We start from the raw sequence: 19,617 nt of genomic DNA on the forward strand, positions 1-19,617 counted from the left end.
CCCGGCGCGTCCGGCCCGCGTAAGGCGCAAGACGATGTTCGGCCTCGCCAACCCCCAACGGTTCATGTCGTTCACCCGGCCCCTGGTGCCGGTGCTGTGGGGCGTGGCCGGCGTGCTGCTGCTGATCGGGATCTGGCTCAGCTTCACGGTCCCGGTCGACTATCAGCAGGGCGATTCCGTGCGCATCATGTTCGTCCATGTGCCTGCGGCCTCCGTCGGCCTGATGGCCTATTCCGCCCTCGGCGTGTCGAGCTTCTTCGCCCTGGTGTTCCGCCATCCCCTGGCCGATGCGGCGGCGCGGGCCGCCGCCATTCCCGGCGCGGCGCTGACCTTCCTGGCCCTGGTCACGGGCGCCCTCTGGGGGCAGCCGATGTGGGGGACCTGGTGGGTGTGGGATGCGCGCCTGACCAGCGTTCTGGTGCTGTTTCTGTTCTACCTTGGATACATCGCCCTGCGCTCCGCCATCGATGACGAGGCGCGCGCGGCGCGGGCGGCCGCCATCCTGGGCCTGGTCGGGCTCATCAATCTGCCGATCGTGAAATTCTCGGTCGACTGGTGGAACACCCTGCACCAGCCGGCGTCCCTCCTGCGCGCCGGGGGGCAGTCGCTGGGCGTGTACCTGGCCCCCTTCCTGACCATGATGGCCGCCTACGCCGTCCTGTTCCTGGCGGTCTGGCTGACCGCCATCCGCACCGAGATCGTGCGGCGCCGGGTCCAGACGATCCGCGCGCGCCAGGCGCTGGAGGCCTGATGCCCGACTTCGACATGAGCCCCTATGCCGCCTTCGTCTGGCCCGCCTGGGGCATCAGCGCCGTCGTTCTGGGTGCGGTCGTGGTGCGCGCCCTGGCGGCCTCGCGCAGATGGAAGGCGGCGTTGCAGTCGCTGGAAGACACGCCCGCCGACCGGCCTCAAGCAGCGCAAGGCGCGGTAGGCCCACAGGAATGACCCGCTGGCTGTCCCTGATCCCGCTGGTGGTGCTGGCGGCCCTGGCGGTCCTGTTCATCGGCTGGTCGCTGAAGCGCGATCCCGAGTTCAAGCCCGAGGCCCTGGTCGGCCAGACCGTGCCCGAGACGGTCCTGCCGATCCTGCAGGACGGCGTGCCCGGGCCGCAGAATGTCGACCTGCGCACGGCGGGCGTCGGCAAGCCGATGATCGTCAACGTCTTCGCCAGCTGGTGCGCCCCCTGCCGGGTCGAGCATCCGCAGCTGCTGAAGCTGCAGGCCCAGGGGATCGCCGTCGTCGGCGTCGCCTACAAGGACGAGCCCGAGGCGACCCAGGCCTTCCTCGACGAGCTCGGCGACCCCTTCGAGCTGGTCCTGGTCGATCAGGACGGCCGCGCCGGTCTGGACCTGGGCATCTCGGGCGTGCCCGAGAGCTTCGCGGTCAATGCGATGGGCGAGGTGGTGGCCAAGTCTTCCGGCCCCCTGCTGACCGACGCGGACCTGAGGCGGATGACCGACGCCCTGATCGCCCCGTCCCGGCCCCTGCCGACCGCCCGCACCCCCGCCGAGCGCGACGCGGCGGCGCGGTAGCGGCCGGCGAGCGTTAGCGCCCACCCGCCCGCGTTAACCGTTTCTCGATGGATGTGGTTAACCCTGTCGGCATGAGTGCGATTCGTCCCGCCCGGCCTGCCCTGCCCGCCGCCCCCTCGGGTCAGGCGCCCCCGATGCGGGCGGCCCAGGCAGCCTTTTTCCGCGCGGCCCTGGCCGACGTCCAGGCCGCCCCGGCCGCCGCGGCCCCGACCCGGGCACGCGCACCGACGCCGATGTCCGAGCCGGAACCGTCATCGGCATCGTCGTCGGATGCTCTGCGTCTGCCTCGTCTGGGCCAGTTCCTGGATATCCGGGTCTAGCTCAAGCGACGGGTTCGGCGGTCCGCAGCTTCTTGACCTTGCGCGCCTTCTTGACCGGCTCGGCGGCCTTCTTGGCCGATTTCTCGGCCTTGCGGGCCTCCTTCTGCGCCTTCTTCAGCGCCTTGGCCTCGGCCCGGGCCTGTTCCGGCGCCGCATCGGCGGAGGCGGCGAGTTCGCCGAGCAGTTCCAGGAAACCCTCGCGCTTGGCCTTGGGCAGCAGGCCCATGATCCGCTTGTCGGCGGCCTCGACGCGGGGGCGGGCGGCTTCCAGCAGGGCCTGACCCTCGGCCGACAGGCTGACGGCCATGGCGCGGGCGTCCAGGCTGGAGCGTTGACGGGCCAGCAGCCCCTTGGTCGTCATCCGGGCGACCAGATCGGCCAAAGTCGAGCGGTCGATGCCCGTGGCCTTGACCAGATCGGTCTGGGTCAGGCCGGAGCGGACCGAGACCGCCTCCATGACCGCGAACTGGCGCTGGGTCGGGCCGCCGTCGCCGGCCTCCTCGGCATAGATGTCGAGCGCCAGTTGCAGCACCCGATGCATCAGATGGCTGGGCGAATCGGCGAGCGTGCCGGACCGTCGTGCCTGTTTGCCGGACTTGACCATCGCGCATTCCCCTTTGCCGTATGCGGAGGGTTATCAGCGCAGCTTTACGGTTTGAAGACACTAATTTTGCGGGCGGACCGAAGCGTCTGCGCCGGACGAGGCCGATCGGTTCAGGGGGCGGTGTCGGGCCGCGCGGGCGCGGAGGGATCGATCGGTCCGTCCCGGTCCGCGTCCGGCAGCATGTTCTTCATGATCAGGGGCACCTGGGACAGGCCGAACACGGACGAGGCGATCCACAGCACACCGCGGAAACTGACCCAGACGTCGGCCGGATCGGCCCCGGCCATGCCGAGGCGGGGCGCGGCCCAGGCCACCAGGGCCTCGGACCGGACCAGTTCGTTGACCACCGCCACCACCGCGAAATACAGGCCGTAGCGCAGGGTCAGTATGCGCCAGGCCCGGTCGTTGATCGGCAGGACGGTGCCCAGCAGTGCCTTCAGCGGCTGTTTGTTCAGATACAGACCGCCCAGCAAAGCCACGGCCAGGCAGCCGTTCAGCACCGTGACCTTCAGCTTCACGAACAGGTCGTCGTTGAAGATCAGGGTCAGGATCCCGAACACCAGGGCGAAGCCCCCGACCAGCAGCGGCATGAGGGCCAGGCGCCGCTCCATCCACAGCCCCACGCCCACGGCGACGGCCGAGCCCGCCACCAGGCCCCAGGTCGCATGCACCAGGGCCTCGTCGCCGGGCAGGCCGCGCAGGCGGAAGAACAGGAAGGTGGCGGCGAAGGCCGCCAGGGCGCCGAAGTCCACGACCTGACGGATCCAGGTCGGCGGCGTCTTCGAAGCGGTCGCGCGGGTGTCGGTCATGTCAGTCCTCGAGCCCCACCAGCGACCTTGAAAACGCGCGGGCGTCGAAGGGTTGCAGGTCGTCGATGCCTTCGCCCACCCCGATCAGCTTGATGGGCGCGTCGGACGCCTGGGCCACGGGCACCAGGACCCCGCCGCGCGCCGTGCCGTCCAGCTTGGTCATGACCAGGCCGGTGACGAAGGCCGTCCGGCCGAAGATCTGTTCCTGGGCCAGGGCGTTGCGGCCCACGGTGGCGTCCAGCACCAGCAGGGTCTCATGCGGGGCGTCCGGATCGATCTTCTTCAGCACCCGCACGATCTTCAGCAGTTCGTCCATCAGGGCCGACTTGTTCTGCAGCCGCCCGGCCGTGTCGATCAGGATGACGTCGAACCCCTCGGCCCGCGCCTTGGTATAGGCGTCGAAGGCCAGGCCCGCCGGATCGGCCCCGTCGCGGCGACTCTCGAAATGGGCCCCGGCCCGCTCGGCCCAGACCTTCAGCTGTTCGCGGGCGGCGGCGCGGAAGGTGTCGCCGGCCACGATCATGACCTTCGCCCCCTTGCCCGTCAGGTCGGCCGCGATCTTGCCCAGGGTCGTGGTCTTGCCCGAGCCGTTGACGCCCACGAACAGCACGACATAGGGCTTGATCCCCTCCGACAGCGGATCGAACGTCGCCTGCCGCGGCAACAGTTCGGCGGCGACCGCCTCGGCCAGGGCCTCCTTGACCTCGCGCTCGTCCGAGACCTTGCCGAAGCGCAGCTCGCGGAAGCGGGCCACGATCCGGTCGGTGGCGGCGGGCCCCAGATCGCTTTCCAGCAGATGCTCTTCCAGCCGGTCCAGCGCGGCCTGGCTCAGCGGCTCCTTCACGAAGGCGCCGACGACCGTCTCGGTCATCTGCTGGCTGGAGCGGGCCAGGCCCTGGCTGAGGCGCTGGAACCAGCCCGTCTTCGGCGTATCGGTCATCCGCTCCGCTTATCCGAGACGGGGGCCCGCGTCACGGGCTTCCACGCGCGCGACGAGATCGCCGACGAAGGCCTCGGCCACCGCCAGGTCGAGATCGTGCACGTGCGGACGGTGCAGCCCGCGCGCCCCGGCGGTGTCGATCCGCACCGTGGCGATCCCCACCAGGCGCTGCAGCGGCCCGCGCCGCACGGTGACCGCCTGCACATTGCCATAGGGCACGGTCCAGTCGCGCCGCGTCATCACCCCGCGCGTCACCTGCACGCTGGTGTCGGCCAGGGCATGCTTGTGAAACCGCCGCCGCAGCAGGGCGATCGCCAGCGGCAGCGGCAGGAGCAGCAGACCGAATCCTGCCCATGGAGAGAACGCCGATGCCACCGCCAGCATGGCCGCCGGCACCAGGACGAACCCGATAAGCCCGCCGAGGGCATGCCAGGGCGAGACCGGCCGCAGCCCGGCCGGTTCGAACGGCGGGAGCCCGGTCAGGGCCAGGATTGGGGCGATTTCGTGCGGTCGGGCGAAAGGCGCCAGTTCCTGTCGCCCTGAGGCCTCGTCGCTGCCGCCCAGGGTCTGGACCTTCAGCGCCCCCCAGCCGAGGCGTCCGCTGACGGTGCCGCGCTCGACCAGCCCCAGCTGGATCTGCCGCCGGGCCACGACCACCTCGGTGCGGGTCAGCAGGCCGCGCCCGTAGCGGAACCGCTCCCCGGCCTGGGTCAGGGTGAAGCCGTGATACGTCAGCACCGTCCGCACGATCCCCGCCGCCAGACCCAGGACAACGGCGGCCCCGGCCACGGCCAGGAAGACGGGGGCGTTCAGCCAGGGCTGCAGCTCGCGCTCGGCCCTGCCGGCCAGTTCCAGCCAGCGCTCCCGATCGAAGCTCAGGGCCTGGTCGGCATACTGCAGGACGCCGAAGATGGCGGCGATCCAGACCAGGGAGAAGTTGAACATCCCGAAGGCCAGCAGGCGGGGCAGGCCCATCCGGAACAGGACGGTCTCGGCCGCATCCGGTGCCTCGACCGCCTCGTCGCGGCCGTCCGGGTCCCCGACCTGCGCCTCCGCCCGGATGCCGCGCAGAACCGCCCGCAGCCGATGCGCTTCCGGCAGGCTGACGCTGTCCAGCCGGCCCTCGTCCGCCGCCCCGCCGCCGGTCTCGATCCGCACCTCCGCCAGGCCGAACAAACGCGACACCAGCCCCTGTTTGATCGAGACGTCCTGGATCCGCTCGGCGGGGATCGACCGGCGGGTCCGGTTGAACAGGCCGCGGGCGATGACCAGCTGCCCCGGCAGGATCTGATAGGTGAAGGTCCTCCAGCGCAGCCAGCCGGTCAGCAGCAGTATCCCCAGCAGCAGCCCCATCACCCCCAGCAGGGCCCCCAGCGGCAGGCCCTCCCCGCGCGACCAGGCCAGGAAGACGGGGATGCCCAGGATGGCGGAGGGGAAGCTCTGCAGGCCCCGCACCAGAATGGTCCGCGGATCCAGCCGTCGCGGCGGCAGGGCCTCCGCATCGGTCGGGATATCGGGCGCGCTCACCAGGCCGCGTCGCGGATGCGACCCCGGATCGCGTCGCGGATGTCCTCGGCCCTCTGGCGGCTGATGCCCGGCAGCACGACCAGGCTGTTTTCGGTCCCTGCGGTATGCAGGCTTAGGGTCGCGACCCCCGCGCCGCGTTCGAGCGGTCCCTGGCTGACGTCGATCTGCTGGACCCGGGCGACCGGAACGATGGTGTGGACGCGCGTCAGCCAGCCCCGGGCGACATGCAGCTCCCGCTCGGTGAAGGCATAGCCCCAGCGCCGCCAGCGCCCCGGCACCAGGAAGACGACGGAGATCAAGCCGAGCAGGAGAATGGGGATCACCACCACCCCGAACGGCAGGCCGGTGCGCGCATGCAGGCCGACGTCGGCGACGGCCGCCAGGCCGGCATTGATCGACCATCCGATGAGGGATCGCAGGCGCAGCACCGCGAGGTAGCCACGCTCCAGGGGTTGCAGCGGAACGGGTGCGAAGGCCATCGACCCGTCTTATGCGCCTGCGCGCCCCTGTGGCTCAAGGGCTCGCCTTGACGCGGCGCCCCGGCGTCAGGACAGATCGACCACCAGCTTGGTGCCGGAGACGCCCGCCCGTTGCAGGTCGAGGCCGGGCTGGAAGGCCTCGAGGCCGCGACCGACGATCCGGGGGGCCGGCGCGGCGACATAGCGGCCGGAGGCGAGGGCGGCGGGCAGATAGTCGCGGTAGATCATGGGGCCGACCTCATCGTCCCGCAGGCTGGTGCCGGCGATCGCGCGGATCTCGACCGTTTCGGGCGGCTGGATCTGCGGCGGCAGGGTCGTCGCGACGAGACGTCGCCCCTCCACCCGGTGCATGACGGCGACGGTGTCGGCCAGATCCCCGGTGGCATGAAACGCCCCGACCACCGTCCGGCCCCGCAGCGCCGCCACCATCAGTTCGACCACCCGAGCGTCGCCGTGGTCGAGCACCTCCACGGCGCCGAGAGCGCGCACCATCGCCGCGTTGCGAGGCGAGGCGGTGGCGAAGACCACGTAACCCGACGCCGTCGCCAGTTGGACCGCGTTGCAACCGACGCTCGACGACGCGCCCCAGACCAGCAGGGTCTCGCCGCCGGTCCGGGGGGTGTCCGACGGGGGACGCAGGCCGAGATTGCCGGCCTGGTAGAGGCCGGAGGCGGCGGTGCCGAGCCCGAGCGGCAGGACCGCGGCGTGGGTCGCTGGCAGATCGTCCGGGATCGGCGCCGCCATATGGGCGAGCACGATGGTGTGCTGCTGGAAGGCGCCCTGGGACGGGGCATTGACCGTGGTGCCGACGGCCTGGCCCAGGACGCGGTCGCCCACGGCGAACCGGTCGACGCCCTCGCCCACGGCCACCACCGTGCCGGCGACGTCGCTGCCGGCGATCAGCGGATAGTCGAGCCAGGGCAGCAGGGCCATGTCCTGGAGGATGTAGTCCAGCGGGTTGATCGCGACCGCCGCGTTCCGCACCAGGATTTCGCCGTGTCCGGGGACCGGCGCCTCGGTTGGCCCGACGGTCAGGGGCTCGCCCGGCTGGCGCTGCCAGGCCGCCCGGTTGTCGATGGTCATGTCTGATCCTTTCAAAGCATCGCGCGGGCGCCTCGGGGCCCCCATCACGGCCACAGGTATGAGGGCCGCCGTTGATCGCAATGCGCACCAATGGCAATGCGCTGTTGCATGGAGAGCAACAGCATGACGGGCTGGGACTATCAGGAGCTTCTGGTCTTCATGGCCGTCGCCGAGGCGCTGAGCTTCCGCGGCGCGGCGCATCGGCTGGGATCGACGCCGTCGGTCATCAGTCGAGCGATCGGGCGGCTGGAAACCCGCCTGGGCGTGCGGCTGCTCAACCGCACGACGCGCAGCGTCAGCCTGACAGCGGCCGGCGCGCAGTTGTTCGCCCGCCTGCCGGGGCTGGTCGCCGCGATGGACAGCGCGGTCGACGAGATCGTCGCCATCAGCGACACGCCGCGCGGCGTGGTGCGGCTGAACCTGCCGCGGGTCGCGGCCGAGCTGATCCTGGCTCCGGTGCTGGCGCGCTTCGCCGCCGCCTTTCCCGCGATCACCCTGGACCTGACCGTCGACGACGACCTGAGCGACATCGTCGCCCAGGGGCAGGACGCCGGCATCCGCATCGGCGGGCGGGTGGCCCAGGACATGGCCGCCGTCCGCCTTACGCCCGACGTCCGCGTCGCGGTGGTGGGATCGCCGGACTATTTCCGGAGCCGCGCCGTGCCCGGCCACCCGCGCGACCTGCTGAACCATGTCTGCCTGAACTATCGCTGGCGGCCGTCCCGGGCGGTGGCGCGCTGGCGGTTCGAGGACGACGGCCGGCCCCTCGAGATCGCGATCGAAGACCGTCTGACGGTCAACGATACGGGCGTCCTCTGCGGCGCGGTGCTGGCGGGCATGGGCATCGCCGCCCTGCCCGACCTCCTGGTCGCGCCGCTGATCGCCTCCGGCCGGCTGGTTCGGGTCCTCGAGCGCTTCTGCCCGCCCCAGCCCGGCTTCTTCCTCTACTACCCGCTCAACGGCCACCCCTCCGTCGCGGTCAGGGCCTTCATCGATTTCGTCCGGGCGGCGCCGTCGGGTTCGTGACACCGTCGCGTCCGCGGTCGCCCTGGACCAGCCAGGTCAGACCCAGGGCCAGCACCCAGGCCATCCAGGCGGTGAAGACCCACTGGGTGATCTGAAGATCGGGGAAGGCCGGATCGACGGTGGCCAGGAGCTCGGCCTGGCCCAGGATCCACAGCGGCGACAGGATCAGGGCGAACAGGCCCAGCCCGCGGGACCAGGCTCCCCGCGCCAGGGGCCCGGCGACCAGGGCGAGGCCCAGCGCCAGGGTCCAGGCCGCCATCAGGGTCTGACCCAGCCATTCGCCGATCGCCACGCCCGCGAACTGGTGCAGGCCCTGGTAGACGGCCACGGCACCGGCCGAGGCCAGGGGATCGTCGGACAGGGCGCGATCGGTCAGGCCCGGGACCACGAAGACCCAGCGCGACAGGCCGATCGCCTGGGCCACGGCCGAGGCCGCCCCCGCCGTCGCCGCCCAGCGCGGCCAGCGCCCTCCGGCCGCCTCGACCGCCTCGCCCGTCCAGGCCGAGACCTACAGGAAGCTCAGGGCACAGGCGGCGAAGGCCAGCCAGATCACGATCAGCGCGGGTCCGCCCGCATCGAAGGCGGCCAGGACGTCGAGCGCGGGTCGGCGCAGCACTTCGTCATAGCCGAACCGCTGCACCAGCAGGGCATAGGGCCCGTTCACCGCCACCGCGAAGCCGACCAGGGCGGCCCCGGCCTTTCGCCTTTCGGACAGTCGCATCGTCATCGTCATTTTCCTGTTGTCTCAGTGGTGAGACTTATGTATGTCCCAGTGATGAGAAGTGTCAAGCCCGACCCGTCGCGCCGAGAGCTGTGCCCCCGATGACGCTTGCCTCCCTTCTCCCCGCCGCACCGCTGGCGGCCGCCCTGCTGGCGCTTCAGGCGTGTGCCGCGCCGCGCGTCGGCGTCGCCGACCTCGATCTGCTGGCGGCCCAGGCCCCCGATGCGGTGGTCGACAGCCCACTGTCCGTCGAGGCCTTCGCGGCCTGTTTCCAGGAACGGGCCGATTTCCTGCCGCTGAGCCGGTTCGTGCGGGATGGCGAACAGTGGCGCTATTCGCTGGCCGGCTATGGCGCGGCCTATGAGAGCGTCACCATCCGGCCCGCCGACACCGGCGCGCGAGCCGAGGTGCGGTTGGGCGACTACGACGCGCGCTGGGCCGCGACCTTCGAGCGGGACCGGGCCGTCGCTCTGCGCGCCTGCGCCGCTTCGGCCGGGGGGCGCTGATGCCGGAGGTCCCGTCCGCCCCCCGCCCCCGCGACCGCCCGGCCACCGAGGCGGCCATCGTGGCGGCGGCCGAACGCCTGCTGCTGCGCGACGGGTGGACCAGTCTGAACGTCAACACCCTGGCCGCCGAGGCCGGCGTCGACCGTAAACTGGTCTACCGCTATTTCGACGGCGTCGAGGGGGTGGTCGAGGCCCTGGCCGGCCGGCTGGACCTGTGGCTGGGCGAGACCCTGGCGGCCCGGCCGCCGGTGGCCGCCCCCACCTACCGGGCCTTCGCGCGCGAACTGCTGCTGGCCTATCTCGACGCCTTGAGGTCGCGCCCCCTGATCCTCCGGCTCGTGGCCTGGGAGCTGAGTCAGGATACGCCGCTGCTGCGCCGGCTCGAGGCCGCGCGATCGGCGGTCATGCAGCGGTGGACGGTCTCGCGCAGGCCGGATCTCGCGCTGCCGCCGCACGGCGACGTCGTGGCGCTGAACGTGGTGCTGCTGGCCGCCGTCCAGCACCTGGCCCTGGCCGCCTCCATCCGCGGCGGCTTCGCCGGCGTCGTCCTGGACGATGCCGGCTGGCGACGGATCGAGACCGCGATCGACCACATGCTCGCCGCCTATCCGGACTGAATCCCAGACAGAAAGCAGGAACCATGCCCGACATCCTGATCGGAGGCGTCCGCCTCCACTACGACGAGTCCGGACGCGGCCCCGAGACCCTCGTCTTCGTCCATGGCCTGATGCTGGCCTCGGAGTCCTGGGCCGGCCAGGTGGCGGCCTTCTCGGACCGCTACCGCATCGTCACCTTCGACCTCTGCGGCCAGGGCCGGTCGGCCCATGTCCGGGCCGGCCTCGACCTCGACAACCTGGCCGCCGACGTCGCCGAGCTGATTCAAAGTCTCGACGCGGGTGCCTGTCATCTGGTGGGGTTCTCGATGGGGGCCTTCATCGCCCTGCGGGTCGCGGCCCGCCGCCCGGACCTGCTGCGGAGCCTGGTCCTCATCGGCCCCAGCGCCGAGGCCGAGGCCCCGCGCAAGATGCCGGCCTACCGCGTCCTCATCGCCGGCGTGACGCTGTTCGGACCGCGGCCGTTCGTGCGTCCGCTCCTGAACATCCTGTTCGGCCCCTCCTTCCTGAAGGATCCGGCGCGCGCCGGAGAGCGCCGGCACTGGAAGCGATATCTGGAACGGCTGCCGCGATCCCTGGCCCATGCGGCCCGGGCCTCGGCCCATCGCCGGTCCATCATCCACGAGCTGTCCGCCATCACGGCCCCGGTCCTGGTGGTGTCGGGCACGGAGGACCGGCCGGTGCCGCCGGCGACGGCGCGGGCGGTCGCCGACGCCATTCAGGGCGCGCGATTTCTCCCGGTCCCCGACACCGGCCATGCCGTCATGCTGGAGCGGCCGGCCCTGTTCAACAGCGCCCTCGACCGGTTCCTGAACGCCGCGCGCGGCGCGTCCGGGGCCGAGCCCGTGGGCGACCGGCCATGACCCTCGGCCCCCGGGCCCCAGCCCCCGGCCACGGGGACGTGAGCGCCTTCCGGCTGCGGCTTCATCCCTGATCGCCACGACGCTGTCGCGGTGATCGGGTCTCCTTTGGCGTCCCCGTGCCCGGCCTGATAGAAGACCCCGGACCCCTCGTCCCCGCCGGGACGCTCCGGACTGACCCATGCCCGACCGTCGCGACTTTCATTCTTCCCGCACCCACGGCTTCGTCCGCGTCGCCGCCGCCACACCGGTGGTCCACATCGCCGACCCCGTGGCCAATGCGGCGGAACACGCGACCCTGATCCGGTCGGCGGGGACGCAGGGCTGCGAGCTCGTCGTCTTCCCCGAGCTGTCGCTCAGCGCCTATGCGATCGACGACCTGCATCTGCAGACCACGCTGCTGGACGCGGTGGAGCGACAGCTGGGCCACCTGGCGGCCGTGGCGGGCGAGGCCGGGGTGGTGGCGGTGGTCGGGGCTCCGATCCGCCACGGCGACCGGCTGCTGAACGGGGCCGTGGTGCTGGCGGGCGGCGAGATCGTGGGCGTGGTGCCCAAGACCTATCTGCCCAACTACCGCGAATACTACGAGAAGCGCTGGTTCTCGCCGGGCGACGACATCGGGGCCGAGACGATCCGCCTCGACGGGCGCGACAGCTGGATCGGGACCCGGCTGCTGTTCGAGGCCGACGACCGGCCGGGGTTCGTGGTCGGGGTCGAGATCTGCGAGGACTACTGGGCCCCCCTGCCGCCGTCGACGCGCCAGGCCCTGGCGGGGGCGCGGATCCTGCTGAACCTGTCGGCCTCCAACGTCGTCATCGGCAAGGCCGACGAACGCGCCCTGCTGTGCGCCAGCCAGTCGGCCCGGGCCATGGCCGCCTATGTCTTCGCCGCCTCGGGCTGGGGCGAGAGTACCACCGACCTGGCCTGGGACGGCCAGGCGACGATCCACGAACTGGGCACGCGCCTGGCCTCGGGCGAGCGGTTCGCCCTGGACAGCCACCTGACCATCGCCGACGTCGACGTCGAGCGCATCGGCCAGGAGCGGATGCGCACCGGCACCTTCGCCGACTGCGCCCGACGCGAGCTGGACGAGGAGGGCTATGTCCGGCTCGGGTTCCGTATTCCTCCCCCATTGGGGGAGGGGGACCACGAAGTGGTGGAGGGGGCAACCTCAGACACTCCGCCGGCCGTGAGCCCCCTCCGTCACGACGCGAAGCCGCGCCGCGCCACCTCCCCCAAGGGGGGAGGATTAATCCGTCCCCTCGACAGGTTCCCCTTCGTGCCCGATGACCCGGCCCGGCTGGATCAGGACTGTTTCGAGGCCTTCAACATCCAGGTCCAGGGCCTGATGCGGCGGATGACGGCCACGGGGGCCGAGCGGCTGGTGATCGGCGTCTCCGGCGGGCTGGATTCGACCCAGGCCCTGCTGGTGGCCTGCCGGGCGTTCGACCGGCTGACCCTGCCGCGGACCGGCATCCTGGCCTATACGATGCCGGGCTTCGCGACCTCGGAGGGCACCAAGGCCAATGCCTGGGCCCTGATGACCGCCCTGGGCGTCACGGCAGGGGAGATCGACATCAAGCCCGCCGCCCTGCAGATGCTGGGCGACATCGGCCACGCCTTCGCGGGCGGCGAACCGGTCCACGACATAACCTTCGAGAACGTCCAGGCCGGTCTGCGGACCGACTATCTGTTCCGCCTGGCCAGCCAGAACCGGGCCTTCGTCCTGGGCACCGGCGACCTGTCGGAGCTGGCCCTGGGCTGGGCCACCTATGGCGTCGGCGACCATATGAGCCACTACAACGTCAACGGCGGGGTGGCCAAGACGCTGATCCGCCACCTGATCCGATGGGTCGCCGGGCGGCCCGAGATGGCCGGGGCGGCCGCCGTGCTGCACGCCATCCTCGACACCGAGATCTCGCCCGAACTGGTTCCGGCGGGGGCGGACGGGAAGATCCAGTCGACCGAGGGAACGGTCGGCCCCTATGCGCTGAACGACTTCTTCCTGCTCCACATCACCCGCTTCGGCATGACCCCGTCGAAGGTGGCCTTCCTGGCGCATCAGGCCTGGGGCGACGCGGCGCGGGGTCAGTGGCCGGCCAACACGCCCGACGCCGAGCGGGTCGAATACGATCTGGCGACGATCAAGGCCTGGCTGCGCAAATTCCTGGTTCGCTTCTTCCAGACCAGCCAGTTCAAACGGTCCGCCCTGCCCAATGGCCCCAAGGTGGTCACGGGGGGATCGCTGTCGCCGCGGGGCGATTGGCGCGCGCCGTCCGATGGCAATGCGGGGGCCTGGCTGGCGGAGCTGGACGCCAACGTGCCGGACTAGACCCCGGCAGCGGGCGACGGCCTTCGAGGCGGTGCGGCCTGACGGCCGGTCGTTTTCTCTCGAACCCAATCCGTCAGCGCGCATTGTTTCCATTATGGAAACCTCGACAGTCCCCTATGCGCTCGCCGTCGATGACGAGGTGATCATCCGGATGGATGCCACGCAGATTCTGGAGGACGCGGGGTTTCGCTGCCTCGATGCGGAGTCCGGCGACGCAGCGATCGAGGTCCTGTCCGCGAAGTGGGAACAGGTCGTTCTGTTGTTCACGGATGTCGAAATGCCGGGCGCGACCGACGGGTTCGCCCTGGCGCGCCACGTGGCCGAACACTGGCCCCATATCGAGATCGTCGTCTCTAGCGGGCGCTTGAGCCCGGCGGACGGCGACCTGCCGCCCAAGGCCGCCTTCATCTCCAAGCCCTTCTCGGCGGACATCGTGCACAGCGAACTCCGCCGCCTGCTGCCGGATGGAAAACGGCCGGAGCCTTTGGCAAAAGCCGTCTAGCGCTGGACGCAGTCCGATCGCGGCGAGGGAGCGAGCCGAATGACGATTAGCTACACAGTCTATGGCGCCGCCGGCTCCGGTTCCGTGCCGGTCGAGGCGGCGCTGACCCTGATCGGCGCGCCCTATGCGGTGATCGAGGCCCCGACCTGGGAGGGAGACCACCAGCGCGACAAGGTCGCCCCGGTCAATCCGATGCGCCAGCTGCCGGCCCTGGTGACGCCCGAAGGCGAGACCCTGACCGAGAGCGGCGATCCTGATCTGGCTGGCGGAACGGTATCCGGAGGCGGGGCTGGCGCCGCAAGCGGGCGACCCGATGCGCGGCCGGTTCCTGCGCTGGATGACCTTCATCCCGGCCTCGATCTATTCGATGTACTGGCCCCGGGACGTGCCGTCGCGTCTGGCGGGCGAGGATCCGGCGGCGCAGGGCCTGCTGCTGGAACGCACGGAACAGCGGATCTCGGACTGCTGGGCGGTGATGGAGGCGGAACTGACCCCGGCCGGGCGGTTCCTGTTGGGCGACACGGTGTCGGTGCTCGACCTCTATCTGGCCGTCGTCAGCCGCTGGCGGCCGCTGCGCCCGCGATTCCACGCAGTGGCCCCCCGACTGGGCACGGTGGCGCGGCGGGTGGACGCCCTGCCCGCGCTGGCGGACTTCTGGGCCGAGCGCTTTCCGTTCGAGGGCGATTATGCCGACGCCCGGCCGGTCCCGCAGGACTGAGGCGCAGGCCGCCTAATCCACGGCGGCCCGGATCCGGTCGATCATGGCGAGGCGGGCCTCGGAGCGGGCGCGGCCGGTGGCGGTGGGCCAGGCCGCGAGGACGACCACGACCAGGTCCTTGGCCGGATCGACATGGATCAGCTGGCCGAAGATGCCGGCGGCCTCGAACCGCGCCCCCTCGCCCCGGGTCCACCACTGGGAGCCGTAGCCGCGATCGGAGTCCGGAAAGTCGATCCTCTGGGCCGTGGCGGTCTCGAACCAGGCGGGGGTGGCGATCGCCCCGCCGGGCACCGCGCCCCGCTCCAGCGCCATCAGCCCGACCCGGCCCCAGTCGCGCAGGGTCGCCGAGACGCAGCAGCCCCCGGCCTCGCGACCCTGGGCGTCCAGCATCCAGAAGGCCGGCGACTCCATGCCGGCCGGATCCCAGATCTTCTCCTTCAGATAGGCCGACAGCGGCCGGCCGGTGGCCCGCGCCACCAGCACGCCGATCAGATTGGTCTCGCCGGTGTTGTAGTTCCAGTGCTGGCCCGGCGGATGGGCCCTCGGCAGGGCCCGCAGATAGGCCACCGTGGCGTCGGTCTCGGCCGGCGGCGGCGTCAGATAGAACCGGGCCACGTCGGAGGTGGCGCTTGTATAGTCCTCGTCCCAGCGCGCCCCGGACCGCATGGTCAGGACGTCGTCGACGCTGACCCCGTCATAGGCCCCGCCCGCGAGCTCGGGAAGATAGTCGGTGACGCGGTCGTCGGTCGAGCGGATCGCCCCCTCGGCCAGGGCCGCCCCCACAAGGGTCGACGTCAGGGACTTGGTGATGGAGAAACTGTCCCAAACGTCCGCGGCCGTCAGGCCCAGGCCGTAACGCTCCAGCCGCACCTGGCCCCGGTGAATGACCAGCAGGCCGGCGACCCGCTCGGCCTCCATGAAGGCTGAGGGGTCGAGGTCAAGGGGTTCCCCCGCCGGCAGGGGTCGGGGCGCGGGCGAGGGCGCGATCCGCGCGTGGGGGATCAGCTCGGCCATGCGGCGCAGGTCGCGCTCGCGCCGCTCCGCCGGCCAGAACAGCACCTGCATGTCGGCCGGGACGACGAAGGCGGCGGGGGGCGGGACCTGGGCGATCCCGGCGGCGGCCGGCGTCGCGGTCAGGACCGCGAGCAGGACCTTCCAGCCGAGGGTGGAACGGCGGAGGCGGCGCATGGCGAGGTTCTCCCGGAGACGCCGCAGCTTGCCGCGAAGCTTGGCGATTGGGAAGCCCGGCCATGCCGCCGGGCGGCGGAACCGGCCACACGACAGAGGCGTTTCCCGGCCCTTGTCCCCAGGGTGCCGCATGACCGAGACCGCCGTCGATCCGACCTTCCATCCGCCCGAGGATGCGGTCGAATTCTATGCCGAATCCCTCAGGCTGCTGCAGGAGAGCGGCATTCCCTTCCTGCTGTCCGGCACCTATGCGGTGACCGCCTACACGGGGATCAAGCGGCCGACCAAGGACCTGGACGTGTTCTGCAAGCCCGGGGACTATCCCCGGATCCTGGCCTTTTTCCAGGCCCGCGGCTATCGCACCGACGTCGAGGACGAGCGCTGGATCGCCAAGGTCTGGAAGGACGAGAAGCATTTCTTCGACGTGATCTTCGCCATGTCGAACGGCACCATCGCGGTGTCCGACAGCTGGTTCGGCGACGACACGATCGAAGTCTACGGCCACGAGGTGAAGATCACCCCGCCGACGGCCCTGATCCTGTCCAAGGTCTTCATCCAGGACCGCTATCGCTATGACGGGGCCGACGTGAACCACGTCATCCTGAAACAGGCGGCCGCCATCGACTGGAAGTCGCTGCTGGACCAGATGGATCTGTACTGGGAGGTGCTCATGGCGCACCTGCTGAACTTCCGCTTCGCCTATCCGACCGAGCGCGACAACATCCCCGCCTGGCTGATGACCGAACTGGCCCAGCGGCTGGAGGCCCAGGTCACCCTGCCGGCGCCGCGCGTCCGGGTCTGTCGCGGCCGCCTGTTCAGCCCGCGCGACTATATCGCCGACATCACCGATTTCGGCTTCGGCGACGTGGTCGGCAAGGGTCTGGAGGAACGCCATGACCCCATCCATTGACCCTCAGACGCCCCAGCCCGGCATGGACGCGGGCCCGACGAGGCGGCTGCGCGTGGCGGCGGTGGGCGACCTGCACGTCGGCGAGGGGCCGTCGCCCTATCGCGACCTGTTCGAGCGGGTCGGCGATGTCGCCGACGTCCTGTGCCTGTGCGGGGACATGGTCAATTTCGGCAAGACCCCCGAGGTCGAGGCCCTGGCCGAGGACCTGAAGACCTGCCGCATCCCGATGGTCGGGGTCATGGGCAACCACGAGCACGAGTGCGGCCAGCCGGACGTGGTGATGCAGATGTTCGAGGACGCGGGCGTCACCATGCTGTCGGGCGGCCGCAACCACGAGATCGACGGCGTCGGCTTCGCCGGGGCCAAGGGCTTTGTCGGCGGCTTCGGCCGCTACATGCTGAGTCCGTTCGGCGAGGCCTCGATCAAGACCTTCGTGCAGGAGGCGGTCGAGGACGCCAACCAGCTGGAGACCTCGATCCGGTCGCTGCGGACCGAACGATCGGTGGTGCTGCTGCACTATGCGCCCGTGGTCGACACGGTGATCGGCGAACCACCGGAGATCCACTGCTTCCTCGGCTCGTCGCGCCTGGCCGAGACCATCGACCGCTACGACAACGTCAGCCTGGTGGTGCACGGCCACGCCCACCGCGGCGCGCCCGAGGGCCGTACCAACCGGGGCGTGCCGGTCTACAACGTGGCGCTGCCGGTGCTGCGGACCCTGGGCGAACAGCCCTACCGGGTGTTCGAGGTCTGATCAGCCGGCGACCGTCGCCTCGGCCTCGCTCGGCATGACCGCCTCGATGGCCGCGAACAGGCCGGCGTGGGTCAAGGGCTTGGCCAGATGGCCGTCCATGCCGGCCGCCAGGCAGCGATCGACATCCTCCGGCATGGCGTCGGCGGTGACGGCCAGGATCGGGGTGTCGCACCAGGGCTTGGCCAGGGCGCGGATGGCCCGGGTCGCCGCCAGCCCGTCCATGCGCGGCATGCGCACGTCCATCAGGATCAGGTCGAACCGGGTGGTCGAGGCCAGGTCCACCGCCTCCACGCCGTCGACGGCCTCGCGGATCTCGCAGCCCAGCGGGGCCAGCATCAGCCGGGCGACCTCGCGGTTGGTGGGATGGTCGTCGACCACCAGGACACGCCCGGCGCCGGCGCCGTCGGACGGGCGCGAGCCCGCCGCATCGGCTGCGGCGGCGTCGACCGGGGCCAGGGCCAGGCGGACCACGAAGGTCGAGCCTGCATCCGACGTCGATTCCAGGGCGATCGTGCCGCCCAGGCTCTGCGTCATGCGGGCGGCGACCGCGAGGCCCAGACCGGCGCCGACATGGGCGCGGGTCAGGGAGTCGTCGCCCTGGACCAGGGGCTGGAACAGGGAGTCGCGAAGGCTCGGATCGACTCCGGGACCGGTGTCAATCACGCGCAGCACGATGTCCGCCCCGTCGCGCGCGGCGCAGACCTCGATCCGTCCGGCGGCGGTGAACTTGACGGCGTTGCCGATGAGGCGGTGCAGGATCAGCCGGACCCGGCGTCCGTCGGCCAGCACCGGGGCGTCCGCGCCGGGCTCCACGACCAGGACGAGCGCCAGCCCCTTTCCGGCGGCCAAGTCGCGACTGGCGGCTGCGGCCTGGTCCAGCAGGGTGGCCAGGGAAACGGGGGCCAGGGTCGGCTCGGCGGCGTCGCTCGTCACCTCCAGCACGTCCTCGACCAGGGTCAGCAGGGCCGCGCCGGACGCCTGGATCTGGTCCAGCTGGGCGCGGACGTCGCGGGCCAGGCCGGGCCGACGCGACAGGACCTCGGCATGGCCGAGGACCCCGTGCAGGGGGGTACGCATCTCGTGGCTCATGACCGCGAGGAACCGGGACTTGGCGGCGTCCGCGGCCTCGGCCCGGCGACGCGCGGCCTGGGCCCCGGCGCGGCGCGCCTCCATCCGTTCGAGCAGGCGATGGCGCTCCGACACCACCGTGCTGACCGGCAGGGCCACCGCCACCACCGTCGTCATGAAGGCATAGAGGACGTTCAGCCGTTGCATCACCGCCGGGACCGCGCCCTGGAGGTCCGGATCCAGCCGGGCCAGGACGATGGGGCCATGGCCTTTCAAGGTCGCGAAGCCGCTGATCAGGGTGATCAGGAAGACGGACGCGGCGGCCCAGGTCGGGGGCGCTCGGAACAGCAGAAGCAGCAGGGGCGGAAAGACCAGGAACAGGATCGGCTGGCTGGACTGGGCGAAGACGGCCGCCGTCACCAGCCCCAACAGGCCGAACAGGCCGATGACCTCCAGGCGTCGGCCGCGAACGACGACGTCGCGGAAACGATGGCGTCGGGCCAGGAGCATCAGGATCGGGGTGATCGTGAACAGGCCCAGCGCCTCCATGGCGAAGGTCCGCTCGGCGACGAACAAGATGATCTTGATCGGGAAATCGTGAACCCCGACGAAGGTCGTGATGCTGATGGCCGTGCTGACAAAGACGGCGGGAACGATGGCCAGGAGCGCATAGGCCAGCAGCCGGCGCGGTCGTCGCAGATCCAGGGCCGCGCCGCAGAACCGCCGCGCCAGCATCCCCGCGATCGCGATCTGGGTCAGGTTCAGGGCCGGACAGAGCCACAGGAACGGCATGGGATCGCCGCGCACCGCATTGGTGGCCAGGTTCAGCGCGACACAGGCCAGCGCCACGGGAATGGCCTTGCGGCGGTGCAGCTGGAGCAGCGCCGCCAGCAGCACCCCGTTCGCCGGCCACAGCACGACCGCGTCGAACCGGGCCGAGCTCCACAGGCCGACCAGAAGACACAGGCCGTAGAGCAGAACATAGGCCCAGGCCGGTGGCCCCGCCCGCTGCCCCGCTTCATGACGAAACAGCCGCCAACGACCCCTCACGCACCCCTCCAACGACGCAACGGCCAAGCTTTGCCACGCCGGGGATTAACGCTTTGCGTTGATGACGTCCGCGG

22 protein-coding genes and 1 pseudogene are annotated in these 19,617 nt (G+C 71.1%); 13 read left to right on the forward strand and 10 right to left on the reverse strand.

Going from position 1 to position 19,617, the window contains the following annotated elements; translation table 11 throughout:
- Positions 1-34: 34 nt before the first annotated feature.
- The 4 genes from ccmC to BZG35_RS00685 all read left to right on the forward strand — a co-directional run bounded on the left by ccmC (position 35) and on the right by BZG35_RS00685 (position 1,852).
- Complete coding sequence (gene ccmC, locus BZG35_RS00670) at positions 35-751, forward strand: heme ABC transporter permease CcmC (protein WP_077353858.1); 717 nt, start codon at positions 35-37, stop codon at positions 749-751.
- Positions 751-945 carry a heme exporter protein CcmD gene (gene ccmD, locus BZG35_RS00675; protein WP_077353860.1) on the forward strand — a complete coding sequence of 65 codons (195 nt, stop codon included), beginning with the start codon at positions 751-753 and terminating at the stop codon, positions 943-945. Before ccmC ends, ccmD begins: the two co-directional genes overlap by 1 nt.
- Positions 942-1,532 carry a DsbE family thiol:disulfide interchange protein gene (locus BZG35_RS00680; RefSeq protein WP_077353862.1) on the forward strand — a complete coding sequence of 197 codons (591 nt, stop codon included), beginning with the start codon at positions 942-944 and terminating at the stop codon, positions 1,530-1,532. Before ccmD ends, BZG35_RS00680 begins: the two co-directional genes overlap by 4 nt.
- A 71-nt stretch (positions 1,533-1,603) precedes the next feature.
- On the forward strand, positions 1,604-1,852 hold the full coding sequence (locus BZG35_RS00685) for a hypothetical protein (RefSeq protein ID WP_077353864.1): 249 nt from the start codon (positions 1,604-1,606) through the stop codon (positions 1,850-1,852).
- Position 1,853: 1 nt separating this feature from the next.
- Here BZG35_RS00685 and BZG35_RS00690 read toward each other — a convergent pair whose 3' ends face one another.
- The 6 genes from BZG35_RS00690 to BZG35_RS00715 form a co-directional block, all read right to left on the reverse strand.
- Positions 1,854-2,456, reverse strand: a complete 603-nt coding sequence (locus BZG35_RS00690; RefSeq protein ID WP_077353866.1) for a MarR family winged helix-turn-helix transcriptional regulator — start codon at positions 2,454-2,456, stop codon at positions 1,854-1,856.
- Positions 2,457-2,566: 110 nt separating this feature from the next.
- Complete coding sequence (locus BZG35_RS00695) at positions 2,567-3,265, reverse strand: inner membrane-spanning protein YciB (RefSeq protein ID WP_077353868.1); 699 nt, start codon at positions 3,263-3,265, stop codon at positions 2,567-2,569.
- Position 3,266: 1 nt separating this feature from the next.
- Positions 3,267-4,205 (reverse strand): signal recognition particle-docking protein FtsY, encoded by a 939-nt coding sequence (ftsY, locus tag BZG35_RS00700; protein WP_077353870.1) that lies wholly within the window; start codon positions 4,203-4,205, stop codon positions 3,267-3,269.
- Between the two features lie 9 nt (positions 4,206-4,214).
- Positions 4,215-5,732 carry a PH domain-containing protein gene (locus BZG35_RS00705; RefSeq protein ID WP_077353872.1) on the reverse strand — a complete coding sequence of 506 codons (1,518 nt, stop codon included), beginning with the start codon at positions 5,730-5,732 and terminating at the stop codon, positions 4,215-4,217.
- Complete coding sequence (locus BZG35_RS00710; protein WP_077353874.1) at positions 5,729-6,211, reverse strand: PH domain-containing protein; 483 nt, start codon at positions 6,209-6,211, stop codon at positions 5,729-5,731. The genes BZG35_RS00705 and BZG35_RS00710 overlap by 4 nt, the downstream gene beginning before the upstream one ends.
- A 66-nt stretch (positions 6,212-6,277) precedes the next feature.
- Entirely contained in the window at positions 6,278-7,294 is a 1,017-nt protein-coding gene (locus tag BZG35_RS00715; protein ID WP_077353876.1) for a zinc-binding alcohol dehydrogenase family protein, read from the reverse strand.
- A 108-nt stretch (positions 7,295-7,402) separates the two neighbouring features.
- Between BZG35_RS00715 and BZG35_RS00720 the strand changes: the two genes are divergently transcribed.
- Positions 7,403-8,320 carry a LysR family transcriptional regulator gene (locus tag BZG35_RS00720; RefSeq protein WP_253189228.1) on the forward strand — a complete coding sequence of 306 codons (918 nt, stop codon included), beginning with the start codon at positions 7,403-7,405 and terminating at the stop codon, positions 8,318-8,320.
- Here BZG35_RS00720 and BZG35_RS00725 read toward each other — a convergent pair.
- On the reverse strand, positions 8,283-8,744 hold the full coding sequence (locus BZG35_RS00725) for a hypothetical protein (RefSeq protein ID WP_077353878.1): 462 nt from the start codon (positions 8,742-8,744) through the stop codon (positions 8,283-8,285). The genes BZG35_RS00720 and BZG35_RS00725 overlap by 38 nt on opposite strands.
- Positions 8,745-8,828: 84 nt before the next feature.
- Complete coding sequence (locus BZG35_RS00730; protein ID WP_150125875.1) at positions 8,829-9,047, reverse strand: hypothetical protein; 219 nt, start codon at positions 9,045-9,047, stop codon at positions 8,829-8,831.
- 95 nt (positions 9,048-9,142) lie between these two features.
- Between BZG35_RS00730 and BZG35_RS00735 the strand changes: the two genes are divergently transcribed.
- The 6 genes and pseudogenes from BZG35_RS00735 (at position 9,143) to BZG35_RS00760 (ending at position 14,573) form a co-directional block, all read left to right on the forward strand.
- On the forward strand, positions 9,143-9,547 hold the full coding sequence (locus BZG35_RS00735) for a hypothetical protein (RefSeq protein WP_077353882.1): 405 nt from the start codon (positions 9,143-9,145) through the stop codon (positions 9,545-9,547).
- Complete coding sequence (locus BZG35_RS00740; RefSeq protein WP_077353884.1) at positions 9,547-10,164, forward strand: TetR/AcrR family transcriptional regulator; 618 nt, start codon at positions 9,547-9,549, stop codon at positions 10,162-10,164. Before BZG35_RS00735 ends, BZG35_RS00740 begins: the two co-directional genes overlap by 1 nt.
- A gap of 23 nt (positions 10,165-10,187) precedes the next feature.
- Positions 10,188-11,024: an alpha/beta fold hydrolase gene (locus BZG35_RS00745; RefSeq protein ID WP_077353886.1), complete on the forward strand. Its 837-nt coding sequence runs from the start codon at positions 10,188-10,190 to the stop codon at positions 11,022-11,024.
- 178 nt (positions 11,025-11,202) lie between these two features.
- On the forward strand, positions 11,203-13,353 hold the full coding sequence (locus BZG35_RS00750; RefSeq protein WP_077353888.1) for an NAD(+) synthase: 2,151 nt from the start codon (positions 11,203-11,205) through the stop codon (positions 13,351-13,353).
- A 94-nt stretch (positions 13,354-13,447) separates the two neighbouring features.
- The gene (locus BZG35_RS00755) at positions 13,448-13,855 is read left to right on the forward strand and encodes a response regulator (protein WP_077353889.1); all 408 of its coding nucleotides are present in this window, start codon (positions 13,448-13,450) and stop codon (positions 13,853-13,855) included.
- A gap of 39 nt (positions 13,856-13,894) precedes the next feature.
- A pseudogene (locus BZG35_RS00760) lies at positions 13,895-14,573 on the forward strand (glutathione S-transferase family protein).
- Positions 14,574-14,585: 12 nt separating this feature from the next.
- On the opposite strand, the gene BZG35_RS00765 reads toward BZG35_RS00760, so the two are convergent.
- Positions 14,586-15,761, reverse strand: a complete 1,176-nt coding sequence (locus BZG35_RS00765) for a serine hydrolase (RefSeq protein WP_150125876.1) — start codon at positions 15,759-15,761, stop codon at positions 14,586-14,588.
- A gap of 130 nt (positions 15,762-15,891) precedes the next feature.
- Between BZG35_RS00765 and BZG35_RS00770 the strand changes: the two genes are divergently transcribed.
- Both BZG35_RS00770 and BZG35_RS00775 read left to right on the forward strand, forming a co-directional pair.
- Positions 15,892-16,671, forward strand: coding sequence for a nucleotidyltransferase (locus tag BZG35_RS00770; RefSeq protein WP_077353892.1), 780 nt, complete (start codon positions 15,892-15,894; stop codon positions 16,669-16,671).
- A complete protein-coding gene (locus tag BZG35_RS00775; protein WP_077353894.1) occupies positions 16,655-17,425 on the forward strand; it encodes a metallophosphoesterase in 771 nt (256 codons plus the stop codon). The genes BZG35_RS00770 and BZG35_RS00775 overlap by 17 nt, the downstream gene beginning before the upstream one ends.
- Here BZG35_RS00775 and BZG35_RS00780 read toward each other — a convergent pair whose 3' ends face one another.
- The gene (locus tag BZG35_RS00780) at positions 17,426-19,543 is read right to left on the reverse strand and encodes a response regulator (protein ID WP_216351875.1); all 2,118 of its coding nucleotides are present in this window, start codon (positions 19,541-19,543) and stop codon (positions 17,426-17,428) included.
- Positions 19,544-19,617: the final 74 nt, after the last annotated feature.

Origin of the sequence: Brevundimonas sp. LM2, assembly GCF_002002865.1 — a bacterium.
Taxonomy (GTDB): Bacteria; Pseudomonadota; Alphaproteobacteria; order Caulobacterales; family Caulobacteraceae; genus Brevundimonas.

Coding starts and splice junctions, on each gene's coding strand:
- BZG35_RS00720 (WP_253189228.1), top strand. CDS start 7,403: ATGGAGAGCAACAGCATGACGGGCTGGGACTATCAGGAGCTTCTGGTC.
- BZG35_RS00740 (WP_077353884.1), top strand. CDS start 9,547: ATGCCGGAGGTCCCGTCCGCCCCCCGCCCCCGCGACCGCCCGGCCACC.
- BZG35_RS00680 (WP_077353862.1), top strand. CDS start 942: ATGACCCGCTGGCTGTCCCTGATCCCGCTGGTGGTGCTGGCGGCCCTG.
- ccmC (WP_077353858.1), top strand. CDS start 35: ATGTTCGGCCTCGCCAACCCCCAACGGTTCATGTCGTTCACCCGGCCC.
- BZG35_RS00775 (WP_077353894.1), top strand. CDS start 16,655: ATGACCCCATCCATTGACCCTCAGACGCCCCAGCCCGGCATGGACGCG.
- BZG35_RS00710 (WP_077353874.1), bottom strand. CDS start 6,211: ATGGCCTTCGCACCCGTTCCGCTGCAACCCCTGGAGCGTGGCTACCTC.
- BZG35_RS00730 (WP_150125875.1), bottom strand. CDS start 9,047: ATGACGATGCGACTGTCCGAAAGGCGAAAGGCCGGGGCCGCCCTGGTC.
- BZG35_RS00765 (WP_150125876.1), bottom strand. CDS start 15,761: ATGCGCCGCCTCCGCCGTTCCACCCTCGGCTGGAAGGTCCTGCTCGCG.
- BZG35_RS00735 (WP_077353882.1), top strand. CDS start 9,143: ATGACGCTTGCCTCCCTTCTCCCCGCCGCACCGCTGGCGGCCGCCCTG.
- BZG35_RS00715 (WP_077353876.1), bottom strand. CDS start 7,294: ATGACCATCGACAACCGGGCGGCCTGGCAGCGCCAGCCGGGCGAGCCC.
- BZG35_RS00695 (WP_077353868.1), bottom strand. CDS start 3,265: ATGACCGACACCCGCGCGACCGCTTCGAAGACGCCGCCGACCTGGATC.
- BZG35_RS00685 (WP_077353864.1), top strand. CDS start 1,604: ATGAGTGCGATTCGTCCCGCCCGGCCTGCCCTGCCCGCCGCCCCCTCG.
- BZG35_RS00690 (WP_077353866.1), bottom strand. CDS start 2,456: ATGGTCAAGTCCGGCAAACAGGCACGACGGTCCGGCACGCTCGCCGAT.
- ftsY (WP_077353870.1), bottom strand. CDS start 4,205: ATGACCGATACGCCGAAGACGGGCTGGTTCCAGCGCCTCAGCCAGGGC.
- BZG35_RS00770 (WP_077353892.1), top strand. CDS start 15,892: ATGACCGAGACCGCCGTCGATCCGACCTTCCATCCGCCCGAGGATGCG.
- BZG35_RS00745 (WP_077353886.1), top strand. CDS start 10,188: ATGCCCGACATCCTGATCGGAGGCGTCCGCCTCCACTACGACGAGTCC.
- ccmD (WP_077353860.1), top strand. CDS start 751: ATGCCCGACTTCGACATGAGCCCCTATGCCGCCTTCGTCTGGCCCGCC.
- BZG35_RS00750 (WP_077353888.1), top strand. CDS start 11,203: ATGCCCGACCGTCGCGACTTTCATTCTTCCCGCACCCACGGCTTCGTC.
- BZG35_RS00755 (WP_077353889.1), top strand. CDS start 13,448: ATGGAAACCTCGACAGTCCCCTATGCGCTCGCCGTCGATGACGAGGTG.